This is a genomic window from Leifsonia sp. EB41, assembly GCF_041262565.1.
Lineage (GTDB): Bacteria > Actinomycetota > Actinomycetes > Actinomycetales > Microbacteriaceae > Leifsonia.
In genome coordinates this window covers 2,513,162-2,530,423 of record NZ_JBGCCJ010000001.1, presented here as the reverse complement: position 1 = coordinate 2,530,423, position 17,262 = coordinate 2,513,162, and the positions used below count along the sequence as shown (strand labels likewise).

The following is a 17,262-nucleotide window of genomic DNA, read 5'->3' as shown; positions in this document are numbered from 1 at the left end:
TGCCACAACCCACCATAGCCCGACCTGTCCAGAGGGCGCGGTCGCCCCAGAGCCCCCTGGCCCCGCGCCGCCCCCGCGGCTACCGTGGCGGCATGACCCCGTCGTCGAAGTCCGAGGTGTTCCTGGAGGCCGGCGGCCACGACGTCCGCATCTCGAACCCGGACAAGGTCGTCTTCCCCGAGCCAGGGCTCACCAAGCTCGACCTCGCCCGGTACTACCTCGCCGTCGCGGACGGCGCGTTGCGCGGGGCCGGCGGGCGGCCGATGGTGCTGAAGCGGTTCGTGAAGGGGCTCACGCAGGAGCCGTTCTTCCAGAAGCGCGTGCCGGAGGGGCATCCCGACTTCATCGACACCGCGACCCTCCACTATGCCCGCGGGACCTCCGCCGAGGAGGCCGTCCTCCGTGACGCCGCGGGGCTCGCGTGGGTGTCCAACCTCGGCTGCCTCGACCTGAACCCGCACGCCGTCCGGGCGGAGGACCTCGACCATCCCGACGAGCTGCGGGTCGACCTGGACCCGATGCCGGGGGTCGACTGGTCGCAGATCGTGGATGTGGCCTTCGTCGCGCGGGAGGTGCTGGAGGATCACGGGCTCGTCGGCTGGCCCAAGACGAGCGGGTCGCGCGGCCTCCACATCCTCGTCCGCATCGCGCCGGAGTGGAGTTTCGCGGACGTGCGGCTCGCGGCGGAGACGCTCGCGCGGGAGGTCGAGAACCGGGCGCCGGGGCTGGCGACGGCGCGCTGGTGGAAGGAGGAGCGCGGGGAGAGCGTGTTCGTGGACTTCAACCAGAACGCCAAGGATCGCACGGTGGCCTCCGCCTACTCGATCCGGCCGCTGCCGGACGCGCGCGTCTCCACCCCGCTCGACTGGGACGAGGTGCGCGAGCGCCGGCCGGAGGAGTTCACCGTCCTGACGGTGCCCGCGCGATTCGCGGAGGTCGGCGACCCGCACGCCGGGATCGACGACGCCGCGGGGTCGCTGGACGCGCTGCTGGCGCTGGCGAAGCGGCTCGGGCCGGCCGAGAAGCCGCCGCGGGCCGGCGACGGCGCCGGCCGCCGGGTCTCGCAGATGCCGCTCATCGAGGTGGCACGCACCAAGACCAAGCCGGAGGCCCTGGCGGCCCTCGAGCAGTGGAAGGCGGCCCACCCCCAGGTGGCGGAGTCGCTGCACCCGGCCGACGAGCTGCTGGACGGGATGCGCGGGTCGAGCTCGCAGTGGTACCGGGTGCGGATCAACCTCCAGCACGTGCAGGAGGCCGACCGGCCGGAGCAGGGCGCGCTCGTGGCCGACTACGACCCGTGGGCCGGGCGGGAGTGGCCGGGGAGGCCCTGACGCGGTGGGTCACGGCGCGATCGGTCATTCAGGCCGGAGCGTTCACGACGTACTCTGAGCCCATGAAGCGCAGTTGGCCGTTCCTCGTCCCCGGCATCATCCTCGCCGCGATCGGTCTGGTGTGGACGCTGCAGGGAACCGACGTGCTCGGCGGGTCCGTAATGAGCGGGTCCTCGTTCTGGGGCATCGTCGGCGTGGTCCTGCTGGTGGTGGGGGTGGTGCTGATCGTGCTCGGGATCGCACGGAGGCGTCCCCGTCGCACCGGGTGAACAGCGGGTGACGGCTGCGTGACCGCTGAGTGACGCCTCACCCGACGGGGGTCACATGTGCGCGCCCCCGTGGTTCCGTGGCCTGACGTGAACGTCGATCGCAGACACTTCCTGAACCTGGCGGGCGGCCTGACGGCCGGAGCCATCGCCGCGGGCACCGCCTTCGCCGCGAACGCCGCGACAACGACTCCGGGCGCGACGACCGCCTCCACGCCGCCGCTCCCAGCTCCCGCAGCCTCCGGCATCGACCACATCGTCGTCGTGATGATGGAGAACCGCTCGTTCGACCACCTCACCGGCTGGATGCCCGGCGCGACCGGGATGCCGAGCGGCCTGCGCTACACCGACCGGTACGGCTTCCCGCACACGCCCCACCACCTCGCCGACTTCCAGGGCTGCGGGCACCCCGACCCCGACCACTCCTACGAGGGCGGCCGCATCGAGCTCAACGGCGGCAAGTGCGACGGCTGGCTGAAGGCCGGCGAGAACGACGACTTCTCGATCGGCTACTACGCTCAGGCGGACCTCGGCTTCTGGGGTCAGGCGGGCCCGCAGTGGACGGTGTGCGACCAGTACTTCGCGGCGACGCTCGCCGAGACGTACCCGAACCGCATCTACATGCACGCCGCGCAGACCGACCGCCTCCACAACTCGACGGCGACGGCGACGATGCCGACGATCTGGGACGAGCTCGCGTCGGCAGGCGTCAGCGGGAAGTACTACTTCAGCGACGTGCCCTTCCTCGCGCTGTGGGGGTCGAAGTACCTCGGCATCTCGCACCCCTACTCCGACTTCCTCGCGGACTGCGCCAGCGGCTCGTTGCCTGCGGTGTCGTTCGTCGACCCGCGCTTCGAGGACGAGTCGTCCGGCACCTCCGGCGACGACCACCCGCACGCCGACCTCCGCAGCGGCGAGCTGTTCCTGAACGAGGTCTACCACGCGGTCACGACCTCGCCGACCTGGGCCAGGACCATGCTCGTCATCAACTACGACGAGTGGGGCGGCTTCTTCGACCATGTCGTGCCGGGCACGGCCGCCGACGCGACCCCTACGGCCGGCACCGGCCAGCGCGGCTTCCGCGTGCCGTCGATGGTGGTCTCGCCACGCGCCCGCCGCGGCGCTGTTGCGCACGGCACGTACGACCACACGTCGGTGCTGAAGGCGATCGAGTGGAGGTTCGGCCTCCCCGCCCTCACCCCGCGCGACGCCGGCGCGCGCAACCTCGCCGAAGTCCTCGACTTCGCATCGGCGCCGAACCCGGCCGCGCCGACCTACACCGTGCCGCCGTTCGTCGCCGGCCCGGCGTGCGCACCGGTCGGGCCGCCCGCCGCCGAGGAGTGGGCGCCGCTCAAACAGAAGGCCGTCGCAGAAGGGTGGACGCTGCCGTGACCATCAGGAGAACACGCACCCGGCTCATCGCGGGCCTCGCCGTCGCGGCGGCAGCCGTCGCGGGGGTCGCCTTCGCGTTCCAGCCGTCCGCCACGGAGACCGTGAGCGCCGCGACGACGGGATCGTACCTCCCCGGGGCGAAGCACGTCTTCGTGATCAACCTGGAGAACAAGGGCTACGACGAGACCTGGGGGCCCGGCTCGGCGGCGCCGTACCTGTCGACGACGCTGCGAAGCCAGGGCGTGCTGCTGAACTCCTACTACGGGACGGCCCACAACTCGCAACCGAACTACGTGGCCGAGATCTCCGGCCAGGGCCCGAACCCGCAGATGCAGGCGGACTGCCAGACCTACTCGCCGTTCGCCGGCAGCGGGACCGCCTCCCCCGGTCAGGCGGTCGGCGACGGCTGCGTGTTCCCGTCGACGGTGAAGACGGTGGCCGACCAGCTCACCGCGTCCGGCCGCACCTGGAAGGGCTACATGGAGGACATGGGGACGCCGTGCCGGCATCCCGCCCTCGGCGCGGTCGACGACACGCAGAAGGCGAAGGTCGGCGATCAGTACGCCGCCCGCCACAACCCCTTCGTGTACTTCCATAGCCTCACGGGGTCGGCGGCCTGCGCCGCGAACGACGTCGACCTCTCGCGGCTGCCGACCGACCTCACGTCCGTCGCGACCACGCCGAACTTCTCCCTGATCACGCCGAACCTGTGCGACGACGGCCACGACTCGCCGTGCGTCGACGGGAGGCCGGGCGGGCTGGCGAGCGCCGACGCCTGGCTCAAGCAGTGGGTGCCGAAGATCACCTCCTCGCCCGCGTTCAAGCAGGACGGCGCGCTGGTGATCACCTTCGACGAGTCGGACGGCCCGCAGTCGGACGCCTCCAGTTGCTGCAACGAGGGGCCGGGGCCGAACTCGCCGCTCCCCGGCATCTCGGGCCTCGGCGGCGGCCGGGTCGGGGCGCTCGTGCTGTCGCCGTTCGTGAAGGGCGGCACCTGGTCCACGACCCCGTACAACCACTACAGCCTGCTCGCGAGCATCGAGGACACCTTCGGGCTGCCCTACCTGGGCTACGCGGCGACTCCGGGGCTCAACCGCTTCGGGCTGGACGTCTACAACTACCGCAACTGAGCGAGCCCGGTCAGGTCCTGCAGCTCCCAGGTATTGCCGTCGGGGTCGCTGAAGGAGGCGAACTTCACGCCGCCCATGTCGCGGATGTCGCCCACGTCGGCGCCGCGGGAGACCAGCTCCTCGCGCACCGCGGCGATGTCGTCGACCACCAGGTGGAGTCCGTTCACCGTGCTCGCGCCCGGCTCCCCTGTCCCCATCCCGGTGCCGAACGCGATCGAGCACGCCGAGCCGGGCGGGGTGAGCTGGACGATCCGCATCCCGTTGCCCGGCTGCACGTCGTGGTCGAGGACGAAGCCGATCGTGTCCGCGTAGAACGCCTTGGCCCGGTCGACGTCGGAGACCGGGAGCGGGACGAGCTCCAGCCGCATCTCCATCAGGCGACCGCGGCGGTCAGCCGGCGGAGCACGTCCGTCGTCAGCTTGTCGAGCGACTGGTGCATGCCCGCGTACGCGAACACCGACATCAGGCTGCGGGACCAGCCGCTCTCGGTGATCGTGAGCTCGGTGAGCCCTCCCACGTCGGCGAACTCCACCACCGTGCGGATGTTCTGCGTGAAGCCCTCGGGGAGCTGGTCGTCGGGAAGCGGCACGCCCTCCTCGTCGGTGATGCTCTGCGTGAACTCGAGCCGCTCCTCCGGCACGATCGCGGTGTAGGTGCCGCCGGTGAAGCTCTCGGCGCCGCCCTGGTACTCCGGCGCGCGCATGCTGAACACGTAGGAGCCGCCCTCGCGCAGGTCGACCTGCGCCGACGGCGACGTGTAGTCCTCCGGGCCCCACCACTCGGTGACCAGCTCGGGGTCGGTCCACAGCCGCCACACGGTGGCGACCGGTGCGTTCAGGATGCGCCGCACCACGATGTCCGTCGTCTCGTTCGTCATGAGAGTTCTCCCCTGTCTCGTGTCTTCTCGATGTGCGCGGCCAGCTTGTCCATCCGCGCGGCCCACTGCCTGGCACGGTCGGCCAGCCAGCCCTCCACCCCGGCGAGCGCCGACGCGTCCAGCCGATAGACGCGCTGCTGCGCCCGCTTCTCCACGGTCACCAGGCCCGCCTCGCGCAGCACCTTCAGGTGCTGGGAGATTGCGGACGCGCTGGTCGTGAACTCCGCCCCGATCTCCCCCGCCGCCAGCTCGCCGCGCCGGGCGAGCAGGTCGACGATGGCCGCCCGGGTGGGGTCGGCCAGCGCGGCGAAGGCGGTGGTGGGGGTGGTCATGGATCGATAGTACAGCGGACGCTTAATTAAGGCAATGCCGAATAAGCCCGGCCGCCGGCACCGATGACGTCGGCCGGCGACCGGGCGGTCTCTCACTCGGCGGTGGGGATCCACACCCGCATCAGGCTCGGGCCGCGGTTCGCCCACGCGAAGTAGGGGCGGAGGCGCGCCTCCACGACCTGCTGCTCCCCGTCCTGGACGGCGCGGGACCCGACCTCGGCATACGGCCACGCGCTCGCGTCCCCGCCGCCGGACACCCGCAGCCGCACACTCGCCCCGTCCGGCGTCGCCTCGGGCACAAGCGTCGGATCCACCCGCACCCTGTCGAAGTCCACCCCGGCGGGGAGGTCGACAGACTCCAGCGCCAGCACCAGCGGGCCGCGCTCGACGGCGACCGCGCCGCGCGCCGCGTCGATCCGCGGGTGCGCCGCGACGACGCGGGGCGTCAGGTCGAAGGCCACCCGGACCTCGTCCCCGCGGCGGAAGCTCCGGGCGACGGTGAAGTAGTCGTCCACGATCGCGACCGGCTCCCCGTCGATCGTCGCCGAGTGCGCGCCCGCGGCCCAGGCCGGGACGCGCAGCCGCAGAGTGAACTCCCCCTCACTGAGCACCGTCACCGCCACGCCGCCGTCGAACGGGTATCCGGTGCGCAGCTCGAAGGCCACCCGGACGCCCGACGCGAGGGTCGTGTCGACGTCGAGGTCCGCATACTGGTGCACCTGCACCCCGTCCGCATCCGCTGTCACGAAGTACGCCGCAACGCTCGCCAGCGTCCTGGCGACATTTGTCGGGCAGCACGAGACCTCGAACCAGGGCGCCCGGAGGCTGGCCTCCGCCCGCTCGCTGAGCTCGTCGTCCCGCGTCTCCACCCCCAGCACCCGCTGGTGGAGGGTGTTCGAGTAGTAGAAGGCGCGGCCGTCCTCGCGCGGGGACACCAGCACGGCGTTGAGCAGCGTGCGCTCGATCAGGTCGGCGTACTTCGCGTCGCCGGTCTGCAGCAGCAGTCGCCAGCTCAGCATCACCGAGCCGATCGCAGCGCACGTCTCGGCGTACGCGCGGTCGTCGGGCAGCTCGAAGTCGTGGCCGAACTCCTCGTTCTGGTGGTGGGAGCCGATGCCGCCGGTGAGGTAGGTGCGCTTGGCGACCGTGTTCGCCCACTGCGTCTCGATCGCGGCCAGCAGGTCGGCGTCGTCACGCTCGGCGGCGAGGTCGACGGCGCCGGACGCGAGGTAGACAGCGCGCACGGCGTGCCCGCGCAGTACCTCCGCGTCGCGCACCGGCTGGTCGTCGAGGAAGTACTCGCTGCTCTGGAAGAGCGTCGTCGCGAGGGTGCGCCGGCCGCGCCGCGCGAGGAACAGCTCAGCGAGCTCCACGTAGCGCGGCTCGTCCAGCGCACGGCCGAGCTCCACCAGCGCCGGCTCGATCTCCGGGTGACCGCAGATGGCGTCCCGGCCGCCCGGCCCGAACTCGCGGTAGACGTGGTCGGCGAGCCGCCGGGCGACGTCGACGAGGAGGTCGTAGTGCCCGGTCCGGACGCGGGCGACCGCCGCCTGCATCAGGTGCCCGAAGCAGTACAGCTCGTGGCCCCACTCCAGGTCGGAGTATCTGGCACGCTGGCCGTCGCGGCCGAAGGACGTGTGGAGGTAGCCGTCCGGCTCCTGCGCGGCGGCCACACGGGCGACGAGCGACCGGTAGCGCTCCTGGAGGGCGGGATCGCCGGCGCGGCCGAGCTCCCAGGCCATCGCCTCGAGCAGCTTGTGGACCTCCGAGTCCACGAACTCGATGCCCGCGTGCTCGGCGGCCACGGTTCCCGCGGCGGCCCGGTCGAAGTTGCCGATCCAGCCGATGCGCTCCATCCAGGTCTCGCAGTGGCCGATGATCGCCGACGCGTTCAGCTCCTGACGCTCGCCCCAGAAGCCTCCGACGACCCGCGCCTCCGCCAGACTCAGCGGGCGCAACCGCGAGCGCGACGGGGCGACGGGGCCGCCGATCGCGGTCGCGACGGCGGCGGGCTTCGGCAGGGTGTCGGTCATCGTTCTCCGATGGTCAGAAGTCGGGCGGTGTCGCGCTCCCGCGCGTCCGCGTGCAGGACGAGGTAGGCGCCGGCGGTCCACGTGTAGGCGCGGTCGCGGAGGCCGTCGCCGGTCACGGCGTCGAAGTTCTCGGCGAAGCCGGACCGCTCGCAGACCCGGCGGAAAGCGGCGCTGACCCGGTCGGCCAGCTCCTCGAACCCGGCGCGGCGCAGGCCGGACTCGATGAGCACCGTGGAGGGCGCCCAGATCGGGCCGCGCCAGTAGCCGTCCGGTTCGTACCGCGGCGAGTCCACAGGCTCGGTCGCCGGTCCCCACTCGGTGAGGTGGCCGGCGATCGTGGCGGCCAGCCGCTCGGCGACCTCCGGCGGGAGCTGCTCGCCGAGGACGATCGGCAGGGCGTTCAGGAGGCTGGTGCTGCTGCTCGGCCGGCCCGAGTCGACGGCGCGCGCGACGAACCGGTCGCCCGTCCAGAGCTCGCCGAGCAGAGCGCGCGCGAGGCCGTCGCGGGCCTCCATCCAGTCGCCGGACGCCTCCCCGAGCCGGTCCGCCAGCCCGGCGAGCACGTCGAGCTGCAGGATCAGGAACGCCGCGAGGTCCGGCGACTCGATGACGCGATCGGTGTCGAAGGTGGTCGCGTTGTCCCAGCCGCTGTCGTTGCCGTGCTGGTAGTACGGGAGGGCGTGCCCCGGCGCCCGGCGGGAGTCGAGCCAGAACCGCGTCCACGCGGCCAGCCGCTCGTACACCGTGGCCAGCTCCGCTGGCGTGAACGGACGCGACGCCCGCGCCTCCAACTCGCGGAAGGCCCAGCCGTGGATGGGCGGCTTGACGAAGTTGTAGAGGACCTCGGAGTGGGTCACCGAGTCCGGGAGGGCGCCGGACGCGTCCTGGTGGTCGAACGGCAGGAGGAACTGGTCGAGCGCGGCGTCCGCGTCGCCCGGGGCGAGCGCGAGTGCGTTGAAGCAGTGGTCCCAGCTCCACACCTTGTCCATCCAGTGCTTCGACATGAGGACGGCCTCCCGTCCGACGAAGCCCGACGGGGCGACAGTGGCCGACCACAGGACGTAGGCGGCCTTCCGCGTCCCCGGGGTTTCCTCGGCGGCACCGCGGAGACGGTCGGCGTAGGCCTCGAACGCGCTCCGCTGCCGCGCGACGAGCTCCTCGAAGGTCGCGGTGGCGGCGTAGGGTGCGGCGGCCGTGCCGAGCTCTTCGAGCGCGATCTCCCAGGGCGCCGAGCCTGCCTCGATGTGACGCTTGCCGCTGCCGGTGACCTCGGCGCCGACAACCTCCACGTCGCCGCGCAGGACGGTCAGCCGGTACCGCCGGCCCGACTCGTAGCTGGTGAGCACGAACGCGCCGTCGAGCGGGTCGCGGAAGAGGTAGCCACCGGTGAACGGGGTGAGCTCGGCCGGCGCCGCGAACCGCATCCCGAGCCCGTCGCCGCGCAGGCGGAGCGCGTCCGGGCCGTCGAACACGGCCTCGATCACCGCACCGTCGCGCTCCCAGGCCATCGTGTGCGGGCGCAGCGCGACCCGGCACTCCGCGTCCGCGCCGTCGAGCCGGGGCGTCAGCCTGAGGATCGGGTGCATCCCGGTCCGGTGCGTCACCAGGTGGACGTCGTCCGCCCGGCGATGCAGTCCGACGATGCGGGAGAGGTCCAGCCACGAGCCGCGCGTGGAGAAGGGCACCTCGTCGATGTCGAGCGCGAGGTCTGATCGGTCGGCCACGGATCAGTCCTTGACCGCGCCGGCCGTGACCCCGGCGGCGACGTACTTCTGGGCGATCACAAGCAGCACAGCGGCGGGGATGGAGGCGACGACGGCGGTGGCCATGATCGCGTTCCACTCCTGGTTGTTGTTGCCGATGTACTTGTAGATGCCGAGCGTCACGGTCTGCAGCGGGCCGCCCGAGTTCAGCGTCGAGGCGAAGATGAAGTCCGACCACGCCCACAGGAACGCGAACAGGGAGACGGTCACGATCGAGTTGCGGCTGACCGGCAGCACGATGCTGCGGAACGTGCGCCACGTTCCCGCGCCGTCGATCTTCGCCGCGCTCAGCAGCTCGTCCGGGATCCCGGCCATGAAGGCGGAGAAGATCAGCACCCCGAACGGGACGGCCAGGGTCGAGTCGGCGACGATGAGGCCGCCGATGCTGTTGAGCATCCCGAGGTTGAGGTAGATCGCGTAGAACCCCATCGCCATGATGATGCCGGGGATCATCTGCGCGATCAGCAGCACGAAGTTGAGGACGCCCCTCCCCCGCGGGCGCAGCTTCGCCAGCGAGTAGGCCGCAGGCGCGGCGATCGCGACGGTGAGGATCACGGTGCCCAGCCCGACGAGGAGGCTGGTGCCGAGGTTCGGGAGCTGGTCGTTGATGACGGCCTGGTAGCCCTCGAAGGTCGCGTGGAACGGGAACAGGTCGGGCGGGCTCTTGCGCATCAGGCTCGTCGGTGTGAGCGAGACGTTGATCATCCAATAGACCGGGAAGAGCATCAGCGCGGTCAGAACCACCCCGAGCGCGGTCTTCCACCAGGGCCGCTTGCCGGTCATGCGAGGTCCTGCTTTCGCTGGGTGCGGATGTAGATGAGGCCGAAGATCAGCGCGATCACGATGAGGATGTTGCCGACGGCGGCCGCCGGGCTGAAGTCGGGCAGCGTGGAGGCGAACCCGAGCTGGTACGACCAGGTCGACAGCGTGGTCGAGGCGGTGCCGGGGCCGCCGCGGGTCATGATCCAGATGATGTCGAACACCTTGAGCGTGTAGATCAGTCCGAGCAGGATCGTGATGGCCGACACCGGCTTCAGCAGCGGGAAGGTGACCCGCCAGAACTTCTGCCAGGCGTTGGCGCCGTCGAGCGACGCGGCCTCGTACAGCTCGGTGGGGATGTTCTGCAGCCCCGAGTACAGGATCACCAGGTTGAACGGGATGCCGATCCAGATGTTGGCGATGATCACGCTGGTCAGCGCCCAGTCCGGCGAGGTCAGCCAGTTGACCGGCGCGATCCCGAACGCGTGCAGGGCGGCGTTGACCACGCCCGAGTCGCTGTTCAGCATCCACGACCAGGAGGAGGCCGACACGATCAGCGGCAGCAGCCACGGCACCAGGAACAGCGCGCGCAACGTGCCCGAGAGGCGGAAGTTCTGGTGGAAGAAGACCGCCAGCACCATCCCGATCGAGAACTGGAAGACGATCGAGATCACCGTGAACAGCGCGGTGTGGAGGATCGCCGGCGCGAAGGTCGGGTTCTGGAACACCTTGACGTAGTTGTCCAGGCCGACGAACGGGGCGTCGCCCATCACGAACGAGCGCACGGTGTAGTCGCGGACGCTCAGCTCGATGTTCCGGTAGAGCGGGAAGGCATAGAAGACGACCAGGTAGACGACCACCGGGGCGAGGAACGCCCAGGCGGCCCACTGGCCGCTGCGCCGCCGTGAGGAGCGGCGCCGGGGCGGGGTGGCGGCATCCGCCACCCCGCCGTCGGGTCGGACAGAGCCGTTCGGCGCTGTCTGGAGGGTTGTCATCGGTTTTACCTCTGTTGCGGTGGGGCGGTTACTTCGTGGCTGCCGCGGCGGCCGTCTGCGCGGCCTGGAGTGCCGCCTGCGGGGTCTGCGAACCCGAGAGCGCGTTCTGCACCGCACCCCAGAGCTGCTGGGAGATCTTCGGGTACTTGGTGCCCAGGTTGTCGCTGGTGCGGCCCTTCGCGGCCGCGACGGCGTCCACCCACGGCTTGAGCTCGGGGTTCCCGGCCACCTGCTCCTGCTGCGCCGCCGCGGTCGGGGCGATGTAGGAGAGGGTGTTGTCGGTGTTCACGAAGCTCTTGGTGCTGGTGAGGCACTCGGCGATCTTCTTCGACGTGGCGTAGCGGGCGGTGTCCTTCTGGACCGGGATGGTCATGAACTCGCCGCCGGTCGGGGCCGGAGCCGAGCCTCCGTCGATCCCGGGGATGTTCAGGATGCCGTAGTCGATCCCGGCCGCCTTCACGTTGCCGAGCTGCCAGGTGCCGTTCTCGCCGAACGCGTAGTCGCCGGTGGCGAACTCCTGCCAGGACGTGGTCTGGGTGTTGTTGATCACCGAGTTGGGCGCGTAGCCCTTCTTCACCCAGTCGGTCCAGAGGCTGAGCGCCTGCTGCGCCTTCGACGAGTCGAGCTGCTTGAGGTTGGCGCCGGAGCCCCAGAACCACGGCAGGAACTGGAAGCTGCCCTCCTCGGTGCCGATCGCCGAGAAGGTGATTCCCTTCTTGCCGGCGGCGGTCACCTTGGCGAGCGCGTCGGTCAGGCTGGACCAGTCCTTGACGGTGGAGATGTCGACTCCGGCTGCGGCCAGGACCTTCTTGTTGTAGTAGAGCGCCAGGGTGTTCGCGCCGATCGGGACGCCGTAGGTCTTCCCGTCGATCTGGCCGGCGGCGATGATGTTCTTCTGGATGGCCGACGTGTCCAGCTTGTTCTCGGCGGTGCTGGTCAGGATGCCGGCGTCCGCGAGGGTCGAGACGACCGGGTTGTCCACCAGCAGCAGGTCGGGCGAGCTGCCCTGCTGGCCGGCCAGGAGCGCCTTGTTGGTCAGCGCGCTGGTGTCGTAACCGGTGCGCTTGACGGTGACGCCGGCCTGGGTGCCGCACTGCTCGACCAGCTTGGTCCAGGCAGCAGAGGCGTCGAACTGGGGGTACGGATCCCAGAATGTGTAAGTGCCGCCCGCGCTGCTGGACGAGCCGGAGCCCGAACCGCCGGAGCAGGCGGAGACTCCGCCGATGATGGTGGCCGCGAGCATGGCGGCGCCGATGATGCGCGTTCGCTTGGTGGCGATCACAGTATTCCTCCTTGAATGATGTGCAGTTGTTCGGTGAGGACCGGGAAGCGGTGGGGGATGCGCTGCGTTTCGAGTCGGGTTATCGGGTGCTTCCGCGGGTCGTCAGTTCCGGCGCGACGAATCGGGTGACCGGGGCTCCCGCGAGCTCCGGGTTCGTGATCCGCCGCACGAGTTGCCGGACCGCGTGCTGGCCCAGCTGATCGGGCGAGCTCTCCACCGCCGTGTATGGCAGGGAGAAGGCTCGGCCGAAGTCCTTGGAGTAAAGGCTGACGACGGACAAGTCCGTCGGCACCCGGGTTCCGCGCGCCGCCAGCACCGCCGGCAGGGCCGCGATGGTGGCGTCGTTGTGGACGATCAGCGCCGTCGCCGTCGGGCGGGCGTCGAGGATCGCGTTGATGCTGTGGCCGATCGCCGGCTGCTGGCTCTCGCCGTAGTACGGGTGCATCTGGAGGCCGTACCTGGCACCCCGCTCGAGGGCGGCGTCCCTGAAGCGCCAGCCGTAGGCTCCCCCGCGCTCGAAGACGTGCTTCGGCGGCGAGACGACCACGATCTCCCGGTGTCCGAGCCCGTAGAGGTGGTCGACCAGCATGCGCGCCGACTCCCCGAAGTCCAGGTCGAAGACGTCGAGCCCCTCGGTGTGCTTCGGGAGGCCGACGAGCGCTCCGGGCTGCGGGGCCGCGCGCATGGTCTCCAGCCGCGGGTCCTCGTGGATGACGTCGAGCAGCACGACGCCGTCGACCATGCCGGTCCGGGTCACGCGGTTCAGCGCCGCGGTGGCGTCGGTCTCGGTGACGAGCAGGATGTCGTAGCCGAGCTCCCGGGCGGTGTCCGAGACCGGGAGCACGTACTGGAGCATGGCGGGCGCGAACTCGTCCTGGTGGAACTGCGTGAGCAGGCCGATCACCATCGTCTGCGAGGTGGCCAGGGCCCTGGCGCCCGCGTTGGCGGTGAAGCCGAGGTGGGCGATCGCCGCGTCGATCCGCTCGCGGGTGGAGGGCGAGATGGTGCGCTTGCCGGAGATCGCGTACGAGACGGTGCTCGGGGACACGCCCGCGTGCCGGGCGACGTCCGAGATGGTGACTGCCACGCTGCTGCCTCCTTCGCCGTCGAGTTGGGTTCGAGTTAATCGTCGAACCGGTTCGATGACTGTAGCGCGGGTTCGGGCGCATTTCAAGTCGAAGCGGTTCGCTCGGGTGAAACCGCGGAGAATCAGCGGTAGGAGCCGCGATCCCTACAGCGAGCGGGTGCTGGCGCGGTCGATGAACCCGGGCTCGATGAGCCGCACGATCGGCGCACCGGCCATCGCCGGGTCCGCGATGCGCCGGACGAGCTGCTCCACCGCGAGCTCGCCGAGCCGGTCGGGCAGCGACTCCACCGCCGTGTACGGCAGCGAGAAGGCCTGCCCGAAGTCCTGGGAGAAGACGCCGACCACCGACAGGTCGTCCGGCACGCGGATGCCGCGATCGCCGAGGTACCGCGGCAGCGCCGCGATGGTCGCGTCGTTGTGCACGATCAGCGCCGTCGCCTCGGGGTGGGCGTCGAACGCCCGGTCCAGCTCCTCGGTGATCCCGGGGTGACGCGAGTCTCCGGCGTGGACGCTCAGCCGCAGGCCGTACCGGGCCGCCCGCTCGAGGGCGGCGTCCCGGAAGCGCCACACGTACGAGCCGCCGCGGTCTGCCACGTGGCCGGGCGGCGTGACCAGCATCAGCTCGCGGTGGCCGCGCTCCGCGAGGTGGTCCACGGCCATCCGCGCCGCCTCGCCGAAATCGAGGTCGAACGAGTCGAAACCCGCGGAATCCCGGGCGTAACCGATGAGGACGGCGGGCTGCGCGGCGTCACGCAACGGCTCCAGTCGGACGTCGTCGTAGGTGACGTCGAGGAGCACGACGCCGTCGACCATGTGCGAGGAGGTCGTCCGGCGGATCGCGCCGACCAGGTCGGCGTCGGTGACCATCAGGAGGTCGTAGCCCTCGGCGCGCGCCGTCGTCGACACCGGGAGGACGTACTGCAGCATCGCAGGAGCGAACTCGTCCTCCTGGAACTGCAGATACAGCCCGAGCACGTTCGTGTGCGCGGTGGCGAGGGCGCGGGCGCCGGCGTTGGGTGTGAAGCCGAGCGCCTGGATGGCCTCCTCGATGCGCTGCCGCGTCTCCTCGGAGATGACGCGCTTGCCGGAGAGCGCGTACGACACCGTGCTCCGTGAGACGCCTGCGGCCCTGGCGACGTCGCCGATCGTTGCCACTCGAGCCTCCTTCGCCGGGGTCGACCACGATTCTCGCACGCGCCTTCGTCGCGAATCGTGCCTCTCACCCGGGCATTCGCACGATTCGGCACGAATCGAGGTGGACGTGGTGCCCCTGGCCCCGCCCATTCGGCACGAATCGCGGCTGTGGCACCGCGAAAGGCGCGATTCGGCACGAATGTCGTGACGCGGGATTGTCGAACCGGTTCGCTAAAGTGCTTGACCTCGCGAAAACGCGCTGTTACGGTGCTGGCCACGGCCATTCGTCCGATTCTCTCCCCCGATCAGGCACTCGTAGCCGACGCGGAGTCATCGAACCGGTTCGAATACCGCCACTTCATCGGATCAACGGAGAACACAAGATGACGTCACGCACGACACCCCGCAGGAGGTGGTCGCCGACCGCCCTGACGGCCACGCTCACCGCGTTCGCCCTGGGAGCATCCGGCGCCGCCCTGGCAGCAGCCCCCGCCGTCGCGCTCCCCGGCGCGGCCTCCACCCTCGAAGTCCACGCCGACCAGCCGTTCCGCCCGGTCACGCACGTGGCCACCGGCTCCCTGTACGGCCTGGCGAGCGGCACCGTCCCTTCGGACTCCCTGGTGCAGGCGATCAAGCCCAACACGTTCGTCCAGATGGCTCCCGGCGGCCATCAGCTCCCCAACGGCGAGCCGGCCCCGGCAGGCGACGCCCTCGTCGTCGCTCCGGAGGCCGCCGCGGCCGGCGCCAAGGTCGTGGTCCGCATGTCCGACTGGTACCCGGACTTCCCGTACAAGTGGGTGAGCTGGAGCGACTGGCTCGGCGCGGTCGACACGCAGGTGAAGGCGGTCCAGGCGTCCGGCGCGAAGAACATCTCCGCCTATGCGCTCTGGAACGAGCCCGACTGGACCTGGGACACCGCCAAGGCCGGATCCTTCAATGACGCGTGGACGCGCACCTACCGGGAGGTCCGATCGCTCGACGCCACCACGCCGATCCAGGGTCCGAGCTACTCGGACAACATCAGCGGGATGCAGGGCTTCCTCGCCAACGCCGTCGCCACGAACACGGTGCCCGACATCATCGCCTGGCACGAGCTGGAGAGCTCGTCGCACATCCAGGGCGACATCGCGAAGGTCGAGGCGATCGAGAAGAGCCTCGGGATCACCCCGCGGCCGATCGCCATCGAGGAGTACGCGACCCCGTCCGAGATCGGCGTGCCAGGACCGCTGGTCGGCTACATCGCCAAGTTCGAGCGCTACGGCGTGGACAACGCCGAGCTCGCCTTCTGGAACCACTACGGCACGCTCGGCGACACCCTCACCGACACCGGCGGGTCGCCCAACGGCTCGTACTGGCTCTACACGTGGTACGGCGACATGAGCGGGAGCATGGTCACCACCACCCCGCCGGCGTCGACGGGCCTCGACGGCGCAGCCTCCGTCACCGCGGACAAGACCGAGGTGGACGTCATCGCGGGCGGCGGGAGCGGTGCGACGGCCATCCACGTCGACGGGCTGAACGCGCTCAAGTTCGGCAACGCCGTCGGCGTCAAGCTGGAGTACACGCCGTCGTACGGGCGCACCACCCCGACGGCCGCGCCGATCACCATCTCGAACACGCTGTACCACGTCGGCTCGGACGGCTCGATCACCGTACCGGTCGCCATGAACGCCGCGTTCGGGTATCACCTCGTCATCACCCGCCCGAACACCGTCACGAACCTCAACGGCCAGTACACGCTCACCAACGGCAACAGCGGCCTCGCGCTCGACACCGCAGGCACGTCGGCCGACCAGGCGGCGGCCACCGGCGGCGCGAGCCAGATGTGGAAGCTCGTCTACAGCGGCGCCGGCCTCTACAAGGTCGTGAACGGCGCGACCCACGCGGTGCTCGGGGTGCAGTCGGCCCCCACGGCGAACGGTGCGCAGGTCGTCGTCGGCGCGGACACCGGAGGCGACGACCAGCTCTGGCAGGTCATCCCGGCAGCGGACGGCCGCGTCAAGCTGGCCAACGCCGGCAGCGGGCTGGTCCTCGCGGTCTCGTCGATGAGCACGGCGCCGGGCGCCTCCGTGGTCCAGTGGACCGACGGCGCCCCGACCTGCGCCGTCGACGGGCCGCGTGCGCCCGGCCGGGTCGGCACCGCGCTCGACTTCTGCCACACCGCGTCCTACGTCTCGCTGCCGGCCGGGATCGTCAGCGGGCTGACCGCGGACTACACGGTCTCCGCCTGGGTGGACCCGTCGGCGAACACCACGTGGTCGCGCGTGTTCGACTTCGGCAACGGCCCCGGCACCAACATGTTCCTGACCGTGAACTCCGGCACCGGCCTCCGCTTCGCCATCACCACGGGAGGCCCGGGCGCTGAGCAGCGGATCGACGCCACCAGCGTGCTGCCTGTCGGCCAGTGGTCTCTGGTGACGGTGACGCTCTCGGGGACGACCGGGACCCTGTACGTGAACGGGCAGGTCGTCGGCACCAACACGAACATGACCGTGCACCCGTCCGCGATGGGAGCCACGCCGAACGACTGGATCGGCAAGTCGCAGTACAACGACCCGGCGCTCGACGCGAAGGTGGACGATTTCAACATCTACTCGCGGGCGCTCGGCGCGTCGGAGGTCGCGGCCCTCGCCTCCGCAACGGTGGGCAGCGGGGACGTGGCGCACTACGCCTTCGACGAGGCCGGCGGCACCACGATCGTCGACTCCTCCAGCCACGGCCGCAACGGCACGCTGGTCGTCGTGACGGCGAGCGGGACCTCCACCACCGCGTCCGACGCGGCGACGGCGGACCACTTCTGGACGCTGACGCCCGTGGCCGGCTGACGCGACCGCGACGATAAGGAGGGGACGGCGGGCATCCGCCGCCCCCTCCTCAGCGT

General features: G+C 70.7%; 15 protein-coding genes. 5 read left to right on the top strand and 10 right to left on the bottom strand.

Annotated elements, in window-relative coordinates:
- Positions 1 to 92: 92 nt before the first annotated feature.
- From ligD to ABH923_RS12520, 4 genes are all read left to right on the top strand, one after another.
- Positions 93 to 1,331 (top strand): non-homologous end-joining DNA ligase, encoded by a 1,239-nt coding sequence (gene ligD, locus ABH923_RS12535; RefSeq protein WP_370055698.1) that lies wholly within the window; start codon positions 93 to 95, stop codon positions 1,329 to 1,331.
- Between the two features lie 62 nt (positions 1,332 to 1,393).
- A complete protein-coding gene (locus ABH923_RS12530) occupies positions 1,394 to 1,600 on the top strand; it encodes a hypothetical protein (RefSeq protein WP_370055697.1) in 207 nt (68 codons plus the stop codon).
- An 87-nt stretch (positions 1,601 to 1,687) separates the two neighbouring features.
- The gene (locus ABH923_RS12525) at positions 1,688 to 2,989 is read left to right on the top strand and encodes an alkaline phosphatase family protein (protein ID WP_370055696.1); all 1,302 of its coding nucleotides are present in this window, start codon (positions 1,688 to 1,690) and stop codon (positions 2,987 to 2,989) included.
- Positions 2,986 to 4,119, top strand: a complete 1,134-nt coding sequence (locus ABH923_RS12520) for an alkaline phosphatase family protein (protein ID WP_370055695.1) — start codon at positions 2,986 to 2,988, stop codon at positions 4,117 to 4,119. The genes ABH923_RS12525 and ABH923_RS12520 overlap by 4 nt, the downstream gene beginning before the upstream one ends.
- On the opposite strand, the gene ABH923_RS12515 is transcribed toward ABH923_RS12520, so the two are convergent.
- The 10 genes from ABH923_RS12515 to ABH923_RS12470 form a co-directional block, all read right to left on the bottom strand.
- Positions 4,107 to 4,487 carry a VOC family protein gene (locus tag ABH923_RS12515; RefSeq protein ID WP_370055694.1) on the bottom strand — a complete coding sequence of 127 codons (381 nt, stop codon included), beginning with the start codon at positions 4,485 to 4,487 and terminating at the stop codon, positions 4,107 to 4,109. The genes ABH923_RS12520 and ABH923_RS12515 overlap by 13 nt on opposite strands.
- 5 nt (positions 4,488 to 4,492) lie before the next feature.
- A complete protein-coding gene (locus ABH923_RS12510) occupies positions 4,493 to 4,996 on the bottom strand; it encodes an SRPBCC domain-containing protein (RefSeq protein ID WP_370055693.1) in 504 nt (167 codons plus the stop codon).
- Entirely contained in the window at positions 4,993 to 5,328 is a 336-nt protein-coding gene (locus ABH923_RS12505; RefSeq protein ID WP_370055692.1) for a metalloregulator ArsR/SmtB family transcription factor, read from the bottom strand. Before ABH923_RS12505 ends, ABH923_RS12510 begins: the two co-directional genes overlap by 4 nt.
- A gap of 92 nt (positions 5,329 to 5,420) precedes the next feature.
- The gene (locus ABH923_RS12500) at positions 5,421 to 7,361 is read right to left on the bottom strand and encodes a glycoside hydrolase family 127 protein (RefSeq protein ID WP_370055691.1); all 1,941 of its coding nucleotides are present in this window, start codon (positions 7,359 to 7,361) and stop codon (positions 5,421 to 5,423) included.
- A complete protein-coding gene (locus ABH923_RS12495) occupies positions 7,358 to 9,085 on the bottom strand; it encodes an amylo-alpha-1,6-glucosidase (protein WP_370055690.1) in 1,728 nt (575 codons plus the stop codon). The genes ABH923_RS12500 and ABH923_RS12495 overlap by 4 nt, the downstream gene beginning before the upstream one ends.
- Before the next feature lie 3 nt (positions 9,086 to 9,088).
- Positions 9,089 to 9,907 (bottom strand): carbohydrate ABC transporter permease, encoded by an 819-nt coding sequence (locus tag ABH923_RS12490; protein ID WP_370055689.1) that lies wholly within the window; start codon positions 9,905 to 9,907, stop codon positions 9,089 to 9,091.
- Entirely contained in the window at positions 9,904 to 10,878 is a 975-nt protein-coding gene (locus ABH923_RS12485; RefSeq protein WP_370055687.1) for a carbohydrate ABC transporter permease, read from the bottom strand. The genes ABH923_RS12490 and ABH923_RS12485 overlap by 4 nt, the downstream gene beginning before the upstream one ends.
- Positions 10,879 to 10,906: 28 nt before the next feature.
- Positions 10,907 to 12,160, bottom strand: a complete 1,254-nt coding sequence (locus tag ABH923_RS12480; protein ID WP_370055686.1) for an extracellular solute-binding protein — start codon at positions 12,158 to 12,160, stop codon at positions 10,907 to 10,909.
- A 79-nt stretch (positions 12,161 to 12,239) separates the two neighbouring features.
- Complete coding sequence (locus ABH923_RS12475) at positions 12,240 to 13,247, bottom strand: LacI family DNA-binding transcriptional regulator (RefSeq protein WP_370055685.1); 1,008 nt, start codon at positions 13,245 to 13,247, stop codon at positions 12,240 to 12,242.
- 144 nt (positions 13,248 to 13,391) lie between these two features.
- A complete protein-coding gene (locus ABH923_RS12470; protein WP_370055684.1) occupies positions 13,392 to 14,402 on the bottom strand; it encodes a LacI family DNA-binding transcriptional regulator in 1,011 nt (336 codons plus the stop codon).
- Between the two features lie 362 nt (positions 14,403 to 14,764).
- On the opposite strand from ABH923_RS12470, the gene ABH923_RS12465 reads away from it, so the two are divergent.
- A complete protein-coding gene (locus ABH923_RS12465; RefSeq protein ID WP_370055683.1) occupies positions 14,765 to 17,206 on the top strand; it encodes a LamG-like jellyroll fold domain-containing protein in 2,442 nt (813 codons plus the stop codon).
- The last annotated feature ends 56 nt before the right edge of the window (positions 17,207 to 17,262 follow it).